22 protein-coding genes are annotated in these 17,949 nt (G+C 42.7%); 11 read left to right on the forward strand and 11 right to left on the reverse strand.

The window, feature by feature from the left end; all coding sequences use genetic code 11:
* Nucleotides 1-56: 56 nt before the first annotated feature.
* On the reverse strand, nt 57-1,421 hold the full coding sequence (locus tag U0035_RS13825) for a TrpB-like pyridoxal phosphate-dependent enzyme (protein WP_114790356.1): 1,365 nt from the start codon (nt 1,419-1,421) through the stop codon (nt 57-59).
* Between the two features lie 245 nt (nt 1,422-1,666).
* On the opposite strand from U0035_RS13825, the gene U0035_RS13830 reads away from it, so the two are divergent.
* Genes U0035_RS13830 through U0035_RS13840 form a run of 3 tightly spaced genes read left to right on the forward strand, consistent with a single transcriptional unit; the run spans nt 1,667 to nt 3,847 of the window.
* Nucleotides 1,667-2,716: a beta-ketoacyl synthase N-terminal-like domain-containing protein gene (locus tag U0035_RS13830; protein WP_114790357.1), complete on the forward strand. Its 1,050-nt coding sequence runs from the start codon at nt 1,667-1,669 to the stop codon at nt 2,714-2,716.
* The gene (locus U0035_RS13835; RefSeq protein WP_114790358.1) at nt 2,710-3,489 is read left to right on the forward strand and encodes a polysaccharide deacetylase family protein; all 780 of its coding nucleotides are present in this window, start codon (nt 2,710-2,712) and stop codon (nt 3,487-3,489) included. The genes U0035_RS13830 and U0035_RS13835 overlap by 7 nt, the downstream gene beginning before the upstream one ends.
* Entirely contained in the window at nt 3,479-3,847 is a 369-nt protein-coding gene (locus tag U0035_RS13840; RefSeq protein WP_114790359.1) for an ApeI family dehydratase, read from the forward strand. The genes U0035_RS13835 and U0035_RS13840 overlap by 11 nt, the downstream gene beginning before the upstream one ends.
* A gap of 9 nt (nt 3,848-3,856) precedes the next feature.
* On the opposite strand, the gene U0035_RS13845 is transcribed toward U0035_RS13840, so the two are convergent.
* From U0035_RS13845 to U0035_RS13855, 3 genes are all read right to left on the reverse strand, one after another.
* On the reverse strand, nt 3,857-4,438 hold the full coding sequence (locus U0035_RS13845; protein WP_245957684.1) for a TetR/AcrR family transcriptional regulator: 582 nt from the start codon (nt 4,436-4,438) through the stop codon (nt 3,857-3,859).
* A 102-nt stretch (nt 4,439-4,540) separates the two neighbouring features.
* On the reverse strand, nt 4,541-5,554 hold the full coding sequence (locus U0035_RS13850) for a zinc-binding alcohol dehydrogenase family protein (protein ID WP_114790361.1): 1,014 nt from the start codon (nt 5,552-5,554) through the stop codon (nt 4,541-4,543).
* A 3-nt stretch (nt 5,555-5,557) separates the two neighbouring features.
* Entirely contained in the window at nt 5,558-6,571 is a 1,014-nt protein-coding gene (locus U0035_RS13855) for an aldo/keto reductase (protein ID WP_114790362.1), read from the reverse strand.
* 193 nt (nt 6,572-6,764) lie between these two features.
* On the opposite strand from U0035_RS13855, the gene U0035_RS13860 reads away from it, so the two are divergent.
* The 3 genes from U0035_RS13860 to U0035_RS13870 all read left to right on the forward strand — a co-directional run bounded on the left by U0035_RS13860 (nt 6,765) and on the right by U0035_RS13870 (nt 9,207).
* Complete coding sequence (locus tag U0035_RS13860) at nt 6,765-7,559, forward strand: carboxylesterase family protein (protein ID WP_114790363.1); 795 nt, start codon at nt 6,765-6,767, stop codon at nt 7,557-7,559.
* Between the two features lie 213 nt (nt 7,560-7,772).
* Nucleotides 7,773-7,985 carry a hypothetical protein gene (locus tag U0035_RS13865; RefSeq protein WP_114790364.1) on the forward strand — a complete coding sequence of 71 codons (213 nt, stop codon included), beginning with the start codon at nt 7,773-7,775 and terminating at the stop codon, nt 7,983-7,985.
* A 100-nt stretch (nt 7,986-8,085) separates the two neighbouring features.
* Nucleotides 8,086-9,207: a metallophosphoesterase gene (locus U0035_RS13870; protein ID WP_114790365.1), complete on the forward strand. Its 1,122-nt coding sequence runs from the start codon at nt 8,086-8,088 to the stop codon at nt 9,205-9,207.
* Here the strand turns inward: U0035_RS13870 and U0035_RS13875 are convergent.
* The 4 genes from U0035_RS13875 to U0035_RS13890 all read right to left on the reverse strand — a co-directional run bounded on the left by U0035_RS13875 (nt 9,197) and on the right by U0035_RS13890 (nt 12,437).
* Nucleotides 9,197-9,775 (reverse strand): hypothetical protein, encoded by a 579-nt coding sequence (locus U0035_RS13875; RefSeq protein WP_245957685.1) that lies wholly within the window; start codon nt 9,773-9,775, stop codon nt 9,197-9,199. The genes U0035_RS13870 and U0035_RS13875 overlap by 11 nt on opposite strands.
* Nucleotides 9,776-9,864: 89 nt before the next feature.
* Nucleotides 9,865-10,893 carry a beta-ketoacyl synthase chain length factor gene (locus U0035_RS13880; RefSeq protein ID WP_114790366.1) on the reverse strand — a complete coding sequence of 343 codons (1,029 nt, stop codon included), beginning with the start codon at nt 10,891-10,893 and terminating at the stop codon, nt 9,865-9,867.
* 77 nt (nt 10,894-10,970) lie between these two features.
* A complete protein-coding gene (locus U0035_RS13885) occupies nt 10,971-12,161 on the reverse strand; it encodes a beta-ketoacyl-[acyl-carrier-protein] synthase family protein (protein ID WP_114790367.1) in 1,191 nt (396 codons plus the stop codon).
* Between the two features lie 12 nt (nt 12,162-12,173).
* On the reverse strand, nt 12,174-12,437 hold the full coding sequence (locus U0035_RS13890) for a phosphopantetheine-binding protein (protein WP_114790368.1): 264 nt from the start codon (nt 12,435-12,437) through the stop codon (nt 12,174-12,176).
* 214 nt (nt 12,438-12,651) lie between these two features.
* Here U0035_RS13890 and U0035_RS13895 point away from each other — a divergent pair, with 214 nt between their 5' ends.
* Nucleotides 12,652-13,263, forward strand: a complete 612-nt coding sequence (locus tag U0035_RS13895; RefSeq protein ID WP_114790369.1) for an SCO family protein — start codon at nt 12,652-12,654, stop codon at nt 13,261-13,263.
* Nucleotides 13,264-13,268: 5 nt separating this feature from the next.
* The gene (locus U0035_RS13900; RefSeq protein WP_114790370.1) at nt 13,269-13,703 is read left to right on the forward strand and encodes a Fur family transcriptional regulator; all 435 of its coding nucleotides are present in this window, start codon (nt 13,269-13,271) and stop codon (nt 13,701-13,703) included.
* Between the two features lie 107 nt (nt 13,704-13,810).
* On the opposite strand, the gene U0035_RS13905 is transcribed toward U0035_RS13900, so the two are convergent.
* The gene (locus U0035_RS13905; protein ID WP_114790371.1) at nt 13,811-14,158 is read right to left on the reverse strand and encodes a phage holin family protein; all 348 of its coding nucleotides are present in this window, start codon (nt 14,156-14,158) and stop codon (nt 13,811-13,813) included.
* A gap of 138 nt (nt 14,159-14,296) precedes the next feature.
* On the opposite strand from U0035_RS13905, the gene U0035_RS13910 reads away from it, so the two are divergent.
* The 3 genes from U0035_RS13910 (at nt 14,297) to U0035_RS13920 (ending at nt 16,418) form a co-directional block, all read left to right on the forward strand.
* Nucleotides 14,297-15,208 carry a diacylglycerol/lipid kinase family protein gene (locus U0035_RS13910; protein WP_114790372.1) on the forward strand — a complete coding sequence of 304 codons (912 nt, stop codon included), beginning with the start codon at nt 14,297-14,299 and terminating at the stop codon, nt 15,206-15,208.
* Nucleotides 15,208-15,837, forward strand: a complete 630-nt coding sequence (rnhB, locus tag U0035_RS13915) for a ribonuclease HII (protein ID WP_114790373.1) — start codon at nt 15,208-15,210, stop codon at nt 15,835-15,837. The genes U0035_RS13910 and rnhB overlap by 1 nt, the downstream gene beginning before the upstream one ends.
* Before the next feature lie 83 nt (nt 15,838-15,920).
* On the forward strand, nt 15,921-16,418 hold the full coding sequence (locus U0035_RS13920) for a hypothetical protein (protein ID WP_114790374.1): 498 nt from the start codon (nt 15,921-15,923) through the stop codon (nt 16,416-16,418).
* Between the two features lie 333 nt (nt 16,419-16,751).
* On the opposite strand, the gene U0035_RS13925 is transcribed toward U0035_RS13920, so the two are convergent.
* Together U0035_RS13925 and U0035_RS13930 are read right to left on the reverse strand one after the other, a co-directional pair.
* On the reverse strand, nt 16,752-17,009 hold the full coding sequence (locus tag U0035_RS13925) for a hypothetical protein (RefSeq protein WP_114790375.1): 258 nt from the start codon (nt 17,007-17,009) through the stop codon (nt 16,752-16,754).
* Nucleotides 16,975-17,865, reverse strand: a complete 891-nt coding sequence (locus U0035_RS13930) for a winged helix-turn-helix domain-containing protein (protein WP_114790376.1) — start codon at nt 17,863-17,865, stop codon at nt 16,975-16,977. Before U0035_RS13930 ends, U0035_RS13925 begins: the two co-directional genes overlap by 35 nt.
* Nucleotides 17,866-17,949 lie beyond the last annotated feature (84 nt).

Raw genomic sequence — 17,949 nt, forward strand, 5'->3', positions numbered from 1 at the left:
ACGAAGCCTTCTGAATCTTGTCAGAAGGCTTTTTAATCAATTGTAACAGGCCGTAATTATGCGATAACAGGCGTATCCAGCTCTTTCAATGAATTCTGGATATCAGCATCTGTCAGTTCATGCCGTACAATTTTTCCTTCGAAATAATCCTGGTAGGCCTTCATGTCGAAGTTGCCGTGACCACATAGATTAAACAGGATGGTTTCGCTTTTGCCTTCACGTTTGCAACGCTCCGCTTCTTTTATAGCAGTGGCAATACCGTGAGTCGCTTCCGGAGCGGGTATAATACCTTCGGCTTTTGCGAATTTGATACCGGCTTCAAATACTTCCAGATTGTCATGGGCGCAGGCTTCTATCAGTCCGTCTTTCAAAAGCTGGCTAACAATAGCGCCTGCACCATGATAGCGAAGTCCGCCTGCATGAATAGGAGCCGGCACAAAGTTGTGACCCAGCGTGTACATCGGCAGAAGGGGTGTCATACCCACGGTGTCACCGAAATCATAGCGAAATACGCCCCGGGTTAATTTAGGACAGGACGTAGGTTCGCTGGCAATGCAGCGGATCTTTTTACCTTCTTCCAGGTTGAGTCTTAAAAAAGGGAATGATAAGCCTGCAAAGTTTGACCCGCCACCAAAAGGAGCGATCACTACGTCAGGCAGGTCCCCGGCTTTTTCCAGTTGTTTGTGTGCTTCCAGGCCAATAATTGTTTGATGTAATAGCACATGATTCAGCACACTGCCTAAAGCATACTTGGTATCTTCGCGCTGAGCCGCCATTTCCACTGCTTCAGAAATAGCAATACCCAGCGAGCCCGGGCTATTAGGATCCTGGGCCAATATCTTACGCCCGGCTTCTGTAAGGTTGCTGGGCGAGGGAATCACATTCGCACCCCAGGTATTCATCATAATTTTTCGGTAGGGCTTATGCTCAAAAGAGAGCTTTACCATGTACACTTCACATTCGATATTAAAAATATTACAGGCGAAGCTCAGGGCGCTTCCCCACTGGCCGGCGCCGGTTTCAGTAGTGATACGCTTTACGCCTTCTTTCATATTATAATAAGCCTGGGGAATAGCTGTATTGGGTTTGTGAGAACCTGCCGGACTTACTCCCTCATACTTATAGTAGATCTTTGCCGGGGTATCCAATGCTTTTTCCAGTTCGTAAGCCCTGTACAAGGGTGTTGGACGCCACAGGCTGTAAATATTTCTAACCTCATCAGGAATGGTGATCCATTTTTCAGTGGAGACTTCCTGTTTTATTAACTCCTGGGGAAAGAGGGGCGCCAGCGCTTCTGGTCCGATTGGTTCCTTTGTTCCCGGATGTAAAGGCGGCAGCGGTTTGTTGGGCATGTCAGCAACGATATTATACCATTGCTCGGGGATTTCCTGTTCTGAAAGCGTAAATTTTCTTGTTTTCATTTGAGAAGTCGTTTTATTTGGTATGTCTCTCAAAGTACATGAAATTTTTCATTCATAATAGAATACAAAGCATTCAAAACTTATATAAGATCGTTAAATACGGCATTACATGCTTCCCGTTTTTTGAAAGCAGGAAAAACGGGAAAAAGTTATTGACTTTGAACGCTCCCGGGAGCTATTGGCCAATGGTCCGGTGAGAGAGTTGATACCATTTTTTGATATACATTCGCAGATATCAATATTTCATGGCCAATAGTACTATCATACAACAAGTAACCGACCCTGTATATATACTTTCAGCAGAAGTAGTATCGCCCCAGGTCTCTTTTGAGCAGATGTCAGAGGCTCCGCTAAATTACACAGGCGATCAGTTAAGTTGTGTTGAGCCCGATTATATGCAATATGTAGATGCGAAGTTGATCCGACGCATGAGCCGGATCATTAAAATGGGTGTTGCTGCGGCTTCTGAGGCTTTGGCTCATGCTGGTGTACAATCGCCCGATGCTATAATAACCGGTACCGCATATGGATGCCTGGCTGATACTGACCAGTTTTTAACAAGGCTGGTAGAATTTAAAGAAACCCTGCTTTCACCAACAGCTTTTATACAATCTACCCATAATACCGTTGCTGCGCAAATAGCGCTGATGTTGAAGTGCCATAATTATAATAACACCTACGTGCATAAAGGCGCTTCTTTTGAAGCGGCTTTAACCGATGCTATCTCCTTATTGGAAGAAGGCGATGCTCAGAACGTATTGGTGGGCGCTGCGGATGAAATTACTGAAAAGAGTCATGCTATTTTAAAGCGCTTTGGACTATACAAGCGGGCTGGAGAAAGCTTACAATTACCCCAAGGTAATAGCAAAGGTACGATGGCGGGAGACGGCGCTTCTTTTTTCGTGGTGAGTAAAGATCCCCAAAACGCGCAGGCTCAGCTAACAGGATTTACCAATCATTATAAATCGGTTGAGCCGCCCGTTACCATTATCGATACTTTTTTGAGAGAGAAGGGTATTGCCCTGGCCGACATTGACCTGGTGATCACCGGGAATAACGGGGACCTTACAGAAGGGAAACATTACAGGGAGTTAGAGCAACTTTTCGAGAAGGACAAGTTAACCACTTTTAAACAGTATTGTGGCGAGTATCCAACCGCATCGGCATTTGCTTTATGGATGGCAACACACATTATAGGTCAAGGTCATTTTAACAACAAGCGGGTAAAGCAACTTTTAGTATATAACAACTACCTGTTGAGTTACCCAACGCTTTATTTGTTGAAGGCATGCTAACTTTCAGAAATACGAATATCGTTTTTGGAGTATTACTTTCGGCGTTTGTTGTGTCGGACCTGCTGCAACATAATGTTCCGGTTATAATGTATTCCCTACTCGCTATTTCCTACTCACTACTACTTTTTTATGGCAGCTACTTTGTGCATTCGCAATTTTATATGAAAACCATTTGCAGTGCCGATACTTCAGAAAAAAAAATAGCATTAACCTTCGACGACGGACCTTTAAACAATCACACGCCTCAGATCCTGTCCATACTGGAAACCTGTAAAGTAAAGGCCACTTTCTTTTGTATTGGTAAAAATGCAGCAACGCATGCTGATTTATTAAAGCAGGCGCATCAGCAGGGACATATTATCGGGTCGCACAGTTATAACCACAGTTTTTGGTTTGATCTGCTCTCATCAAAAAAAATGGAAGCAGACCTGCAGCAGGCGCATAACCTGTTTGAAAAAGAATTAGGATTGAACGTAAAATGGTTCCGGCCGCCTTATGGCGTTACCAACCCCAATCTTAAAAAAGCCGTTGAGCGCATGGGCTATACGGCAATAGGCTGGAATGTACGATCGATGGATACCGTAGCAAAAGATCACCAGGGCTTACTTAACAAACTAAAACAGTCACTGAAGCCGGGCGCTATCTATTTATTTCATGACACCATGTTCATAACCGTAAAGGTTTTGCCGGATTTTATCATTTACGCACAGCAACAAGGTTATGAGATTACCCCACTCGATAAACTACTAAATTTGCAACCTTATGCTGATTGAAAATCTTTATAAACTGGATTCTTTTGATAATGATGCACAAAAAGCCGTAGCGTCGGTGACCTTAAATGCACAGCACAAAATATTCGAAGGACATTTTCCGGGGCAACCCGTATTGCCGGGGGTATGCCAGTTGCAAATGGTAAAAGAACTGCTCGAAAGGGCTACGGGGCAAAACCTCTTTCTTTCAGAAGCGGGGAATTGCAAGTTTTTACAAATGATCGATCCTACCCAAACCAATGTATTGGTAATTACGATTGATTATAAAGCAGAAGGAGAAACGGTCGCCTGTAATGCGGTTATTAAAAGCGGGGATGCTGTTTACTTGAAGATGAATGGCAAATTTATAAATGCCGGATAGAAGACTCAACTATTTTTTGATCCCGCCAATCAGGTGGATCACCATATTGTCTTCCATTTCCTGTGCGGTATGCGTTTTAGCGCTTCTTTGCCAGAACTCTAATCCGCGAACAGAAGAAAGAATATTTAATACTACCACATAGGGCATTAAAGACTTCAGCTCTCCTTTCTGAATTCCGGCTTCCACAATGGCTTCCATTCTTTTTACATAATCGCGGCGGTTGGTAGCAAAATGTACCAATTTATCGCCATCAAGATGCATCCACTGGCTTACCATTACCGAGTATTCTTCAAAACGATTCATCATCATCTTGGTATGAAAGCGAATCAGCGATTCGATCTTCTCGAGTGAAGTGCTGTTTGATTTTTCCAGGTTATCGAGATGAATCTTACATTCTTCAGACACACCATCTACAATCTCTTCCAGTATCTGTGCCTTTGACTGAATATGATTATACAAACTGGCGGCCTCTATGCCAATCTTCTCCGCCAAATCACGCATGGAACTGGCAGCAAAGCCTCTTTCGCGGAACATTGCGGCTGCCGTCGTTAGAATAAGCTCCTTCTTTGCAGATTTTTTTCTTGCCATCATACCCATGATCCAAAGCTAGGTTATTTTATTGTAATCTTCTTCAACTACTCCACCGGGGAGCCTGTCTCCACGCCTCTCTGGGGGACAATAGTGTGTCGCCTTTTACAGGTGAACCATTGCTTTAATAACGCCTGTTTTAGGATCAAGCCATGATTCGAAGTTGTCCTTTACTTCGTCAAAAGACACAGTATGTGTTATATAAGTCTTTGGATTCACTAAGCCGGCCTTCATACTTTTGATCACATGTTCAAAGTCCTCACGTGTTGCATTACGGCTACTCATCAATGTGGTTTCTCTTTTATGAAACTCAGGGTGACTAAAAGAAAAAGGCTCCTTTTGTAATCCGATCAATACATAATTGCCGCCATGTGCCAGGTAATTAATACCATTATTAATAGCACGGAGGTTACCGGTGGCATCGATTACCGCTGTGGGCATATCACCTCCGGTAATTTCTTTTAGCTGGTCGGCTACATTACTGTCCATCGCATTCACCGTAGCATGTACATTGAGGTGCTTCCGGCAGAAATCCAGGCGAACTTCATTTACATCCAGGGCAATTACTTTAGCGCCAGCTATGCGTGCAAACTCCATCGTTCCCAAACCAATCGGACCGGCGCCTATAACCAATACATAATCGCCGGATTGAACATCGGCACGTCTTACCCCATGTGCTCCAATGGCTAAGGGTTCTACCAGGGCCAGTTCATCAAAGCTGAGGCCTTCTCCATGTAAGAGATACCGGGAGGGTACAGAAATATATTCTTTCATACCACCGTCAATATGCACGCCAAATACTTTTATATCAGTACAGCAGTTGGGTTTGCCGCGGCGGCAGGCGATGCAGGTACCGCAGCTGAAATAAGGAACTATTGAAACCGCTTCTCCCTTTTCAAAGCCGGGAGCGTTATCAAAATCAACCAATTCGCCGGAAAGCTCATGACCCAGGATGCGCGGATAGTTAAAAAAGGGCTGCGTGCCTTCGTAAGCATGAAGGTCGGTGCCGCAGATACCAATTCTTTTTATTTTGATCAATGCATGATTGGCCTGTAATTCCGGTTGGGGGATATCTCCATACTCAAATTGTCCGGGTGATATGCATACTAATGTTTTCATCTTCTATAAATGCGGGTAATTATTGTCTATTAGGTTCTCTTCTTTCATTTGCTGCCAGAAAGCAGCCGGGATTTCGGCGTTCGCCATCTGTATGTTATGTTGAACTCTCTTAGGATTACTGCTGTTTAAGGCAATACTTTTTACACCCGGAACATGCAATCCAAAATAAATGGCTGCCGCGGGAGGCTCAATATTGTATTCAGCACATAAGTGGTTGAACCGGTCACGCCAGAGGTAGTAATGCTGATGCTCAGGGTTGTTACGATCTAGCTGTATATAATTAAAATAGTCGCTGCCCATTAAAAAGCCGCCATGAAAAACGGCAGAGTTGATCACCGATATATTTTGCTGGTGCAGGCTGGCCACAAAATCAACCAGCTCTTTGGGATGATGGTAGATCGTGTAACTGTTAGCAATCATCACCCAATCTAACTGCACGTCTTTGGCTATTTTTTCAATCGACCGCCAGTCTTTGGCGCCAATACCCACTCCGGCAACAACACCTTTATTTTTCAAATCGGTTAAAGCCCTGTAGGCTTCCAGTATATCGTCATATCTTTTTTGGTAATCACGCTCGTCGGCAGCAGCAGCCAGGTACTCATCCGGATCGTGAACAGATACCAGTTGAGCGCCATAATTCCCCAGTAACTCATTTCCTTCTTCAAAGCATCTTAGTATGCCATTGTAGCTGATCTGCTGTTCCGCATCATGCTTTAAATTATGCCATATCCCTTTTTCAAAAGTAGGCTCAGGGGTAACAAGCGGCTTTCTTACCCAGGCCAGTTTATTACTGATCAATACCTTATTCTGAGGCACCCCCAACTCCTTCAAACATTGTCCCAGAGATTCCAGGGCCAACCCCGCACCGTATTTACCCGCGCTATCGAAAAGGGGGGTCCCGGTAGAAGCCTGTATATAAGCATTTACAATTTCCCGCTTGTCCTCATGCGCCATTTCTTTGTAAAGATTTCCCAATAAGCTGGTTCCGGAAATTACTTTGGGTAGTTGTAGTTGCATATTATTAATGAAATAAGAATTTTATTAGGCGAGTAGTGTATTAATAAAGGGGCATAAAGATAAATGCATTCGGGTATTGAACATAACATTCACTAAATAAAAGCGTTTTTATAACAAATCCCGCTTAATTTGCCATAGGGTTATTATTCAAAAATCATCAGTTCAGTCAGGCGATGAGTCAAAAATAAAACATATGAAAACAAGTTTATCGTTGATGCTGGTAATTGGTTTATCATTCCTGCATATAAAAGAGTTGCGCGCTCAGCGTTTTGAGTCTTACGAAAAACACCGGTACATCCAAAATAAGGATACTTTGCCTTACAGGCTCTTATTACCGGAAGGATACGAAAAGGATAAAAAATACCCGCTGGTAATTTTTTTACATGGAGCGGGAGAAAGAGGTAATGACAATGAGAAACAGCTGGCGCATGGGGGAGCGTTATTTATAAAAGAAGAAAACAGGCTGAAGTATCCGGCAATCGTGGTCTTTCCGCAATGCAGCCAGCAATCATTTTGGAGCAATGTAAAGATAGCCGGCAATGGAACTAACCGGGTATTTGAGTTCACCAATGGCGGCACACCTACTGTTCCGATGCAATTGGTAATGGAGTTGGTAAAAGAGCTTAACTCAAAGTATGGCATCAAACAGCGGCAGGTTTATGTAATGGGATTAAGCATGGGTGGCATGGGTACTTTTGAATTGGTAAATCGTATGCCCAAAACCTTTGCGGCTGCTATTCCCATTTGTGGCGGAGCCGACACAGCCACTGCGGCCAATCTTAAAAAAACAAAATGGTGGGTCTTTCATGGAAGCAAAGATGATATAGTATTACCCAGGTACTCGGAAGAAATGGTAGCCGCTATGAAAAAGAATAAAGTGAGTGTTAAGTTTACATTATTTCCTGAAGCTAATCATAACAGCTGGGACCCTGCGTTTGCCCAGCCAGGGTTAATGAACTGGTTGTTTAGCCAAAAGGGAAGCAGGTAAGAGGGACCATCCCGTTTATTAATTTTAAGAAATGGTCAACACAAAAGCATTAAAAACATGTTATTTTAGTTAGGAGGTAAAAACTTTTTTAAGTAAATTTGTTATAATGCTAAGCCGGTATATAATTTGCTATAAATCAATACCCGTTGCCTATAAAAACGAATTGCGTTACGGCCCGTTTTGAAATATTTATATTGGAAAAATTTTATTGGAATGAAGAAGTCTACATATAGCTTGATTGGATTAGTGATATTAGGTGTTGCTGCAACTACTGTAACCGGAGTAATGTGTAAAGTGCGCAATAAGCGGCTGCAGCGTCGCCTGATGGATGCGGCTAATGAGGGTTACGAGACGGCTCATGATATTATCTATCCTGATAATTATTCCCGTAATGAGAAAAAGCTGCGTTACGGCCCGGTATTTTAGTAGCGTGTTCAAAGGCTTTCGTTTCCTTAGTAAATTCGTTTCTGCTAACATCACCGTTTCCTCCGTAAAAATATAGTGGCCTGTTATTACATTTGCTTTCATGCGCAAATTCTTCCAATACTTATTAAGAAAACCCATATTGTGGCTATCCGATAAGTTTTCGTCGCGACCCGATAAGGAAAGAATTTACAATGCACTGAGCAAATTGTACGAGGATATTATCAGCGAGCCGGGTAAAAAAGGACCTGTTATTCCATTGGCCGATTTTGACGGTCGCTTCATTATATTCTCCGATCAGCATAAAGGCAACCGTAATGGTGCCGATGATTTTGCGGTGGCCGAGGCCAGCTACCTTTCTGCCCTTGAATACTATGAAAAGAATAATTTTTGCCTCGTCAACCTGGGCGACTGCGAAGAGCTTTGGGAGAATCTTTTCTGGCAGGTGAAGAAAGCGTATAAAAAATCTTTTGAGCTCGAAGGAAAGTTTCTTTCAAAAAAAGCGTTTGTCAAAATTTTTGGCAACCATGATCTTTATTGGGCTAACGATCCTTTGGCGTCTTTTGAGTTGGAAAATATCTATAATCAAAAGGTAAAGGTTTACGAAGGTGTTATTCTAACAACGGAGGTAAATGGTAGCCCGGTACATATCTTATGCACCCATGGTCATCAGGGCGATGCCAATAGCGATGGTAACTGGTTTACAAAGTTTTTTATTGCCAGGATCTGGGCGCCCTTGCAGGCTTACCTGCGCATCAATCCTAATGAACCCTCCAATAATGTGTATAAGAAAACGCTGCATAATGAAATAATGTACGAGTGGAGCGCCACTCAAAAAAATATGATGCTGATAACCGGCCATACCCATCAGCCGGTTTTTGAATCGCTCACTCATATTGAGCGGTTACACAGACAAATGCGGTTTGCAGAGGCGCATAAAGATGAAGCCCTGGTAGCCAAGATCAATGAAGAAGTAAAAACCTATCAAAAAAGGTTTGATACTTTGGAAGCAGACTATACTGCCATAAAGCCCACCTATTTCAACACAGGCTGCTGCTGTTTTTCGGACGGTGATATCACGGGCATAGAAATAGAAAACGGTTTTATTCGCCTCATTAAATGGCAGAATAAAACCGCTGGCCCATCAAGAATTATATTGGAAGAAAAAGCTTTGACTGAATTGGTTTCCAATACAACTGACGAAAAGCTTTCTGTTAAAAGATGAAATTGGCTAAAGATTTACCCGCTTTGGCGTAAGCTTCAGAAATACGCCAGGCAGTATCAAAATCAACGCCCATTGCATCGCGGCCGGGTGCGTTTTCCACATTGATTACGGCAACAACATTGTCACGGTTGGCGGTTTCAACAATAGTAACGGTACCGTTAATATATGCATTCTTTCTCCAGGCGCCTACGTTAAACCCTGGTTCGATAAAAGTCGTTTGAAAGATCAGTGTATACTTGGCATTTTTTTCATTTTTTAAACCGCTTTTTTCTCCAAACTGTTCCAGGAACTGGGGCTCGTAAGCTCTTGAGCGGTCTCCTTTCCAGTCTGTAGCCCACTTATCGCCTTTGCCGGCTTCTTTTTTATTGTACTCTTCTGTTTTTTTGGCTACGTAGTCCTCCTCATTCTTAAACTTGCCAACAGCAAGACCATCGTATTTAAATTCGATGTTGATGCTTTTTTCTGATTGTAGGGGTGTAAAGTCCCCTTTTGTCTTTTTGATTTTTTGGGCAGAGCCAGCCATGCTAATGAGTAGCGCGGCCGCCAGCAACAGTTGTTTTGCTTGCATTGAATTTTTTGTTTAGGTGTTAAAAAAGATAACAAGCAAAATTAAATCAAGAGGGGTATCTAAAATGCAAAGCAAATATTAAAATATAGTTACCTGGAAACCAATATAAAACTATGCTGTTTTCCCTGGTATTGATTGTAAAGGATCGCCCGGTCAATTTGTGTTAGGTTATGTTCATTTTTATAAAAATGAGCGGGCAGCCCTTGCTCATGGAATGCATGGCAGGCCAGCCATAAAGCAAAAGAGGAAGAGGTAGGATACTCTCCTGTAAGATGTTTGAAACGGGCTACCGGAATAGAAGATCCAATTGCAAACTCGCAGGTAGCATAAGCAGGCAAAAACCGGCTGTCTCCATTCTCTCCACTAATCAACAATGTATGATTGGTATCGGGGATATAACTGTCTAAAAAATTTTTAAACCGGGCTTCCACCTGCTCTTTATCCGTGCTTTGGAAAGCGTCGATGGCTTCTATCTTTCCAAAGGCGTTATCAGCAATATCATTAATTATAAACATTGCTGCACCTTCTCCAGCAATGGTACCCGGCGTATGCGTGCTGTAAAGGTCGTCGTTGGATTTAGTTTTATCGTACCAGCCGGCCAGGTAATCTATATTATAGTTATAGGAAGATATTTCATCTACACCCCCTACCAGGTATTGAGTACCCGGTTTTTCCAAAAGGCTCATTCGGGCATCTGTTAATGCATTTTCAAAGGCCAGGCCGTTATGAACATGCGTAGCATTGTAGGTCCGGTTCTTTGTAATCAGGCTAAGCTGCCCCGCAATGGCATTGGGCGTGCTTTGAACAAAATTAGCGGGAGTTAACAGTCCTTCATCATAATCAATGATCTGGTTTAAAAACCGGATACAATCTTCCATACCGCCATTAGCGGTGCCAATAATAATTCCATCAATGTTTTTTTCATTTATTAAGGGTAAACCTGCGCCCATGCCCATACGCACGGCCTTGCTCATGCGACGTAGCATAGATGGAGGAACGCCCTGCAGCTGGGGCTCAATAGCCAGCAGCTTTCCATCCTGAGAAGAGTTTATTATTTCCAAATCAACAACACCGTTGGTTTGCTGTGGCGAAATACAAATGTGTTGATGGATGTACATGATTCAGTTATTTGAGTTAACAGGTTTTAATTTGACAGAAGTGACGATGAACCGGCAATAGGTGATCACCTGCAGCATTACATTTTTGAAAAAATAAGCGAAGTGCAGTTGCCTCCGAAACCGAATGAGTTAGACATTACATGGTTTAAGTCCCGCTTTTCATATTGAGTTACGGGCTTAAGGCCGGTACTGTCGATAGCATCTTTAAAATGCAGGGACGAATACACTTCCTGATGTTGCAGGCTTAAAATACTGTACACCGCTTCAACCGCACCTGCCGCACCCAGGGTATGACCTGTATAGGATTTGGTACTGGCAAAGGCCGGGGCCTGATCAAATAAGCGAAGCATGGCAGCGCTCTCTGTTTCGTCATTATTTTCCGTAGCAGTGCCATGTGCGTTGATAAAATCAATAGCTGCCGGCGATAAACCTGCGATGTCGAGGGCTCTCTTCATACTTAAGTAGGGGCCTTCTCCTTCGGCAGAAGTGGAGGATGGGTGAAAAGCATCATTGCTGTTGCCATAACCCTTTACTTCTGCATAAATTTTTTTGCCGGAAGCATCTTCTTCTCTTTCCAGTATGAGAAAAGCGGCTCCCTCGCCCAGGTTCAGCCCCTTTCGTTCCCTATCAAAGGGTTTGCAGGGCTCACCGGATAAAATCATCAAAGCGTTAAAGCCGTTTACAGTGTACTTGGACAAGCTGTCTACGCCCCCGGCGATCACCCTTTTTGCCACCCCGTTTTTTAACAACCGGGCGCCATACATAATAGCATTGGCCGATGACGAGCAGGCCGTATTGAATGTATTAATAAGGCCCCCTATATTAAAATAAAGTTGTAAAAAACTGGTATTAGCGCTATTGGAGTAGGAGGTGAGATAAGGGGAATTGCTGATACCGGTAGCATTGGCATCTGCATACATTTCATCCGTAAGGCACATGCCACCAACGGTACTGCCTCCAATAAGAGCGGTATCACTACCAGACAAATCTTCTTTTGACAGGTTCGCATCAGTGATAGCCTGCTTTGCAGCGTGCAATGCCAAAAGATCTGTCCTGGTGGCTGTATTATTTTCAATACCTAACCTTTCGGCCAGCTGTTCTGTTGCCTGGTTGATCTCTCCAAACGGTAAATGTGCTGTGTACCTGCTATTAAAAAACCGGGCTTTTCCAATACCGGTTTTTGCATGTACAAGAGAATCACGATTTTCATCAGCTGTTGTGCCAATGGCAGTAATAATACCAATTCCGGTTACTACTATTCGGCTCACGAGGGAATTTTTTTATTTAGTACGATGCTGTTCTATGTAATCCACCATCGTATTTACACTGGTCAATATTTTTCTGCCTTCTTTAGGATCCTGGATATTGATGCCATATTCGCGGGAAAGCATAACAATCAGTTCAATCGAATCGATAGAGTCTAGCCCTAGTCCTTCTCCAAACAATGCCTCATCGTCCTTAATATCTGCCGGGTTCACGGTGTTAAGGTTCAAAAACTTAACAATTTGCTCCTTCACCTGTTGTTTCAACGCTTCTTTTTCCATATTACTTTTTTAAAAGTATTAAGCTTCAAAAATAACGACTTCAGTACAAATTTGTCAATTTATTAATGGCCGAGCGAATCCGGGCAGCAGCACTAAATATCGCTTTCCACATGCAAACAAGGCAGTCTGGGTTGATCCCGCTCTGCGTTTTACATTTGTTTGCCATGCTTCAACAACTATGAAGTAATTTTGTTTCTTTTTAAAAGAAGTCGCCGTGCGTAAAAAGACCATTTATTATATCGTTTTCTTTGTAGCCCTGTCTGTGGTGTTTTATGGTATTGTTTCCTGGTTTATACCGGGTTATAACGACAGGAAGCTGGAACCCATCAGCAAGGTTGCCCGGTTCCAGTTCACCAACCAGGATGGCAGGGCGGTTACCAATAAGGATGTGGATGGAAAGGTGTATGTGGCTGAATTTTTCTTCACCACCTGTCCCGGAATTTGCCCGATGATGAACGATAATATGAAACAGGTGTATGAAAAGTTTAAAAATGAACCTGATTTTCGTATTTTATCTTATACCTGCGACCCTCAAACAGACTCGGCAGCACGGTTGAAAGTGTATGCCGACTCTTTGAAAGTAGATACCCGGAAATGGATATTTCTTACGGGTAGAAAAGATAGCCTGTACAAAATGGCTCGTTTCAGCTATTCTATCGACGATCCTAAAAATAACCTGGCTAATATTGAGGATGATTTTTTACATAGCCAGTTTTGGGCACTGGTAAACCGTAAAGGGGAGGTAATGGCTGTTTATGACGGATTGGAAAAGAGGGAAATAAATGGTTTGATGAAAGACATTGAAAAAGAGCTCAAAAACTTGTAAGCGGAATGAGGTCAATAGAAAATATACTGAAGGCAAACAAACTAAGTGTGACCGCTGGCCGGCAAAAGATTTTGCAACTTTTCTTAAATAGTGGCGGAGCCCTGGCCCATGCCGATATTGAGAAGAACGCGGGCGAGCATTTTGACCGGGTAACCATTTACAGAACCCTGCAGGCTTTTGTAGAAAAGGGTCTGATCCACACCATCCCCACCTCTGATAATTCGATCAAATATGCGCTTTGCAAAGACGATTGCGGCGAAGGCCACCACCACGATCACCACGTGCATTTTGTTTGTAATGTTTGTAACAATACCTTTTGCCTGGACAGCGTAGTAACACCAAAAGTAGATCTGCCTGAAGGGTATCAATCGGCTGAGCTGGAAGTAGTGGCAAAGGGAGTTTGTAAAAACTGCGGAAAGAATACCAAAAAAAAGCCCTGATGTAGAAACATCAGGACTTTTGATTAATGTTTTGATTAGGGATCTAAATTAGAAGCTTTTTACAAAAAATCCAAAAAAAATCCTTTTTTATTGACACGAAGCAATAACTATTCTTTCTTACCGCCTACCAGCGAATAGAGTATAGATGATCCGAGTGATAATAAGATACTGAAAGCCAAAGCCCACCAAAATCCGTCCACTCTTGCACCTTGAAAAAAACTTTCTGCAAGTAAAACCATAAATGCATTGATGACTAATAAAAATAGTCCCAAAGTAAAAACTGTAACGGGTATGGTTAAAATTACAAGAATGGGTTTAACAATGGCATTCAGCAATGCTAATACTAAAGCGAAGAGTGCTGCGGTTTTCATGTCTGCGAAATGTACGCCGCTTAGAATATTCTGTAAAAGGTAAGCAATGAGACCCGTAATCAGCACTTTTAATATAAAATTCATTTGAGCTCCCGATTTTTGTAGAATATAAAGATAAACACTAAAACGCTATTAATTAAACCCTTTGTTAAATACTCAGGGCTTTTTGTCAAAAACGGAGCAAGCATTTCAACATAAGACCTATTACAAATACATTTGCATATGCGGCGTAAAATCATCTACATCGTCAACCCAGTTTCGGGAACCAGCTCAAAAGATGGCGTTCAAAATACAATTGCTGCAGAAACCCTGAAATCGGGTATACCCTTCCAGTTTTTTCCATCGGTGGCCAATGGAGATTACGCCTTCCTCGAAGAAACGATCCTGACAGAAAAGATAACGGACATTGTAATTGCAGGCGGGGATGGTACGGTAAGCCAGGTGGTTGACAGTCTGATGCAGATGCCGGTGCAATTCGGAATCGTGCCCTGTGGTTCGGGAAACGGGCTGGCTTTTGGGGCCGGTATTCCTAAAACCATAAAGAAAGCGCTTGAGGTAATATTTAACAATCATTCCCAGTGGGTGGATGGTTTCAGGGTCAATAACCGGTTTGCCTGTATGCTTTGTGGCATTGGTTTCGATGGCCAGGTGGCACACGATTTTGCCAAAGCGAACCAGCGGGGATTGGCAACTTATGTAAAAAAAGTGTTCAGCAATTTTTTTACAGCCACACCTTATTCTTTCAAGATAAAGCTGAATAATAGAACTTTTACTACCGATGCCTATTTTATCAGCATTGCCAACAGCAACCAGTTTGGCAACAACTTTACGATAGCTCCTAAAGCCAGCCTTGCCGATGGGAAGGTAGATGTAGTGATTGTTACGGACCAATCGAAGCTCACACTGTTATATAATACCTTTATGCAGGTGGGAGGCTTGAACGGCTTGCAGAAAAAAGAGAACATTAACGAAAATAAAAGCGTTATCTATTTTCAGACAAGTGAGATACGCATCAGTAATTATGGTGAAGCGCCCATGCATATTGATGGAGAACCGGTTGAGGCAGAGAAAAAAATTCATGTGGAAGTACAGCCCAACTGTTTTAAATTGCTGACCAGTAAAGGTGGTTTATAATGGAAGAATTAGTAAGACTGGAAAACTGTTTAAGACCCGAATTGGCGGACGCAGGCTGCGATGAGGCGGGGCGGGGTTGTTATGCCGGGCCTGTTTTTGCTGCTGCGGTTATTTTGCCTGCGGGCTTTTATCATCCATTGCTCAATGATAGCAAGCAGGTAAAAGCCGTTGACCGGGAGGTTTTAAGAGACTACATTGAAAAACAGGCTTTGGCATTTAGTGTGGCCAGTGTGGATGTGGAAGAGATCGATACTATTAATATTCTGAAAGCGTCCCAAAAAGCGATGCACCTGGCCCTGGACAATCTGTCTGTTACGCCCGAATTTGTATCGGTAGACGGTAATTACTTTATACCTTACAGAAAGCTGCCACACCAGTGTATTATCAAAGGCGATGGCAAGTATGCACATATTGCCGCTGCCAGTATTTTAGCTAAAACTTACAGGGACCAGTATATGCGCAATTTGCACGAAAGCTTTCCGCATTACAATTGGTTCTCCAATAAGGGATATGGCACCCTGGAACACCGGCTTGCCATTGACTGTCACGGGTTAACCATTCATCATCGTAAGAGTTTTAAGATCAATTCTCCACAGCTGGAGATTTTTGAACAAGAGGGTAATCCCTAATTCTTGGGATAGCGTGGTAAAAAGCGAAATAATTTTTAATTTTAGAGTTGATTTTATCCTATCAAAACCTAAAAACTATTCGGATGAAAAAATTTTTTTTATTAATTGGAGTAGTTCTGGCACTGGGGCTGCAACCCTATGCGCAAAGCAGCACTACCAAGTCTGCAAAAAAAACAGAGAGCGACGACAAATCAGAAAAGTCGAAAACGTCTTCAGATAAAAAAGAAACTGCTGAAGAGCGCGATGAAAGGAGAAAAGAGGACATGCGCAGGTTTGGCCGCTCCCAGGCAGATTTCTGGAAGAAAGAGCATGAAAAGCAGGTAGCAAAAAAAGAAGCCAGAGAGGGTAGTAGCACTGGAAAAGCTAAAGCGAAAGAAGACAGTGGCGATAAATCGGAAGCAAGATCTGAGGGTCCGAGAAAACCACCCCCACCCCCCAATCCCTTCAAAAAGAAAAAGAATACAGAAGACGAAGGTGAAAAATCAACCAATGTGAAAGAAGAAAAAAAAGATGAGGATGGTCCCCGAAAACCTCCTAATCCTTTCAAAAAGAAAAAGAAAGAATCAGCAGAAGAGGAGTAAATAAAATTTAGAAGCCCTTGCATTGCAGGGGTTTTTTGTTGCATGAAACTTTTTAAATTACTATAAAAAAGTAAAATCGGGAGCTTGATGCAACTACTTGTTGCTGTACAAAGTCAAATAATTAACAAATGGACCATGCGCATGGCACAGCATTTGAAAATTAGAAGATTGTTGAATCAAAAATCAATTTTATGAAGAAGATCCTTGTAATCTTATCCGTGGTTTTGTTTACATTAATTAATAGCGATGCCTTTTCACAGCGGCTACCCCCAAGGCCACCGCATCCGCACAAGCCACCTCACTACCGGGGACATGTGGTTAAAAAGAAGTATGTTAAACATCCCCGGAAGTCAAAGCATTATTATGCAAAGCACAGCCGGTATCGTAAAGCGCCTGCAAGAAGGCATTACAGTGTAGCAAAGCATCGTCCTCCATTGCCTCCACGTCCGCCACTGCCACCGCGCCCACCGTTACCACCGCGCCCGTAAGCACGAAAAATATATTGATGACACCGGCAAGCAATGCCGGTGTTTTGCTTTTATTGAGGAAAAATCTTTTAAGAATTAATCTCCAGTTTATATCCTTTGCCACGTATAACAGCAATTTTAATACGGGCGTCGGATTCCAGTTTTTTTCTAAGCTTAGATATAAACATATCCAGGCTACGCCCCACGATGACTCCTTCGTCTTCCCATATTTCCTTCTGCAGCCGGCTTCTTTCAATGATTTCATTAGGAGATAAGGCGAAAATGGACATTAGCCGGGTTTCTGTTCCGGTCAGATCAATGGTGCTTTCATTAATGATAAGGCTCCGGTTCTTCGCATCGAATAACACCGAACCTAATGATATGGTATCCGCATCCTTACTGCCGGGTAATACTTTTCTCCGCTTCACAGATCTCAGAAAAATAAAGCCAACAAAGGCTAAAACCGGCAGTCCGCCTAAAATGGATACTTTCTTAACGGTATCTATGTTGGTTGGTTTATATTGGATGTCCATCATATAACGCGCAGTTGGTTGCTTTCTTCCTGCACATGCTATCACCTCGTCTTTTTTATCGGAGGATATAGCAAATCCATAAGCTACGCTAGCATTGCCAGCGTTCAGAATGGTAACAATATAGTCGCCGGCAAGCGGATCTTTGGCCAGCAATTGCCGGGTAGTATTTACGAGGGACTCTGGTTGGAAAGTAAAAGCATTCTCAAAACTGATCCGGTATTTGTTCGCTCCGATCTTTTGCACCGGGAGCACTCTCGACACACTATCGCCCGACTGTAAAAGTATTTCATGTCCGACCCGGCGCAACAGAACTTCTCTTCTGGCTATATCAAAATTGTTGCTGCCGGCCATTGTAAAAGCCAGACAGATTACAGCGATCAATGAAACGAATATCGATCCAAACAGGTACTTGCGTTTCCGGGGAAGGAGGTTTCGGCTATATAACATAGCATTTACAATTTATTTACAAAGGTTACATTTTTATTTACAATCCTGATTCAGAAGCAGAAAAACAGGAAGTTAATTTCGTCG

This window comes from Niabella yanshanensis, from assembly GCF_034424215.1.
GTDB classification, from domain to species: domain Bacteria; phylum Bacteroidota; class Bacteroidia; order Chitinophagales; family Chitinophagaceae; genus Niabella; species Niabella yanshanensis.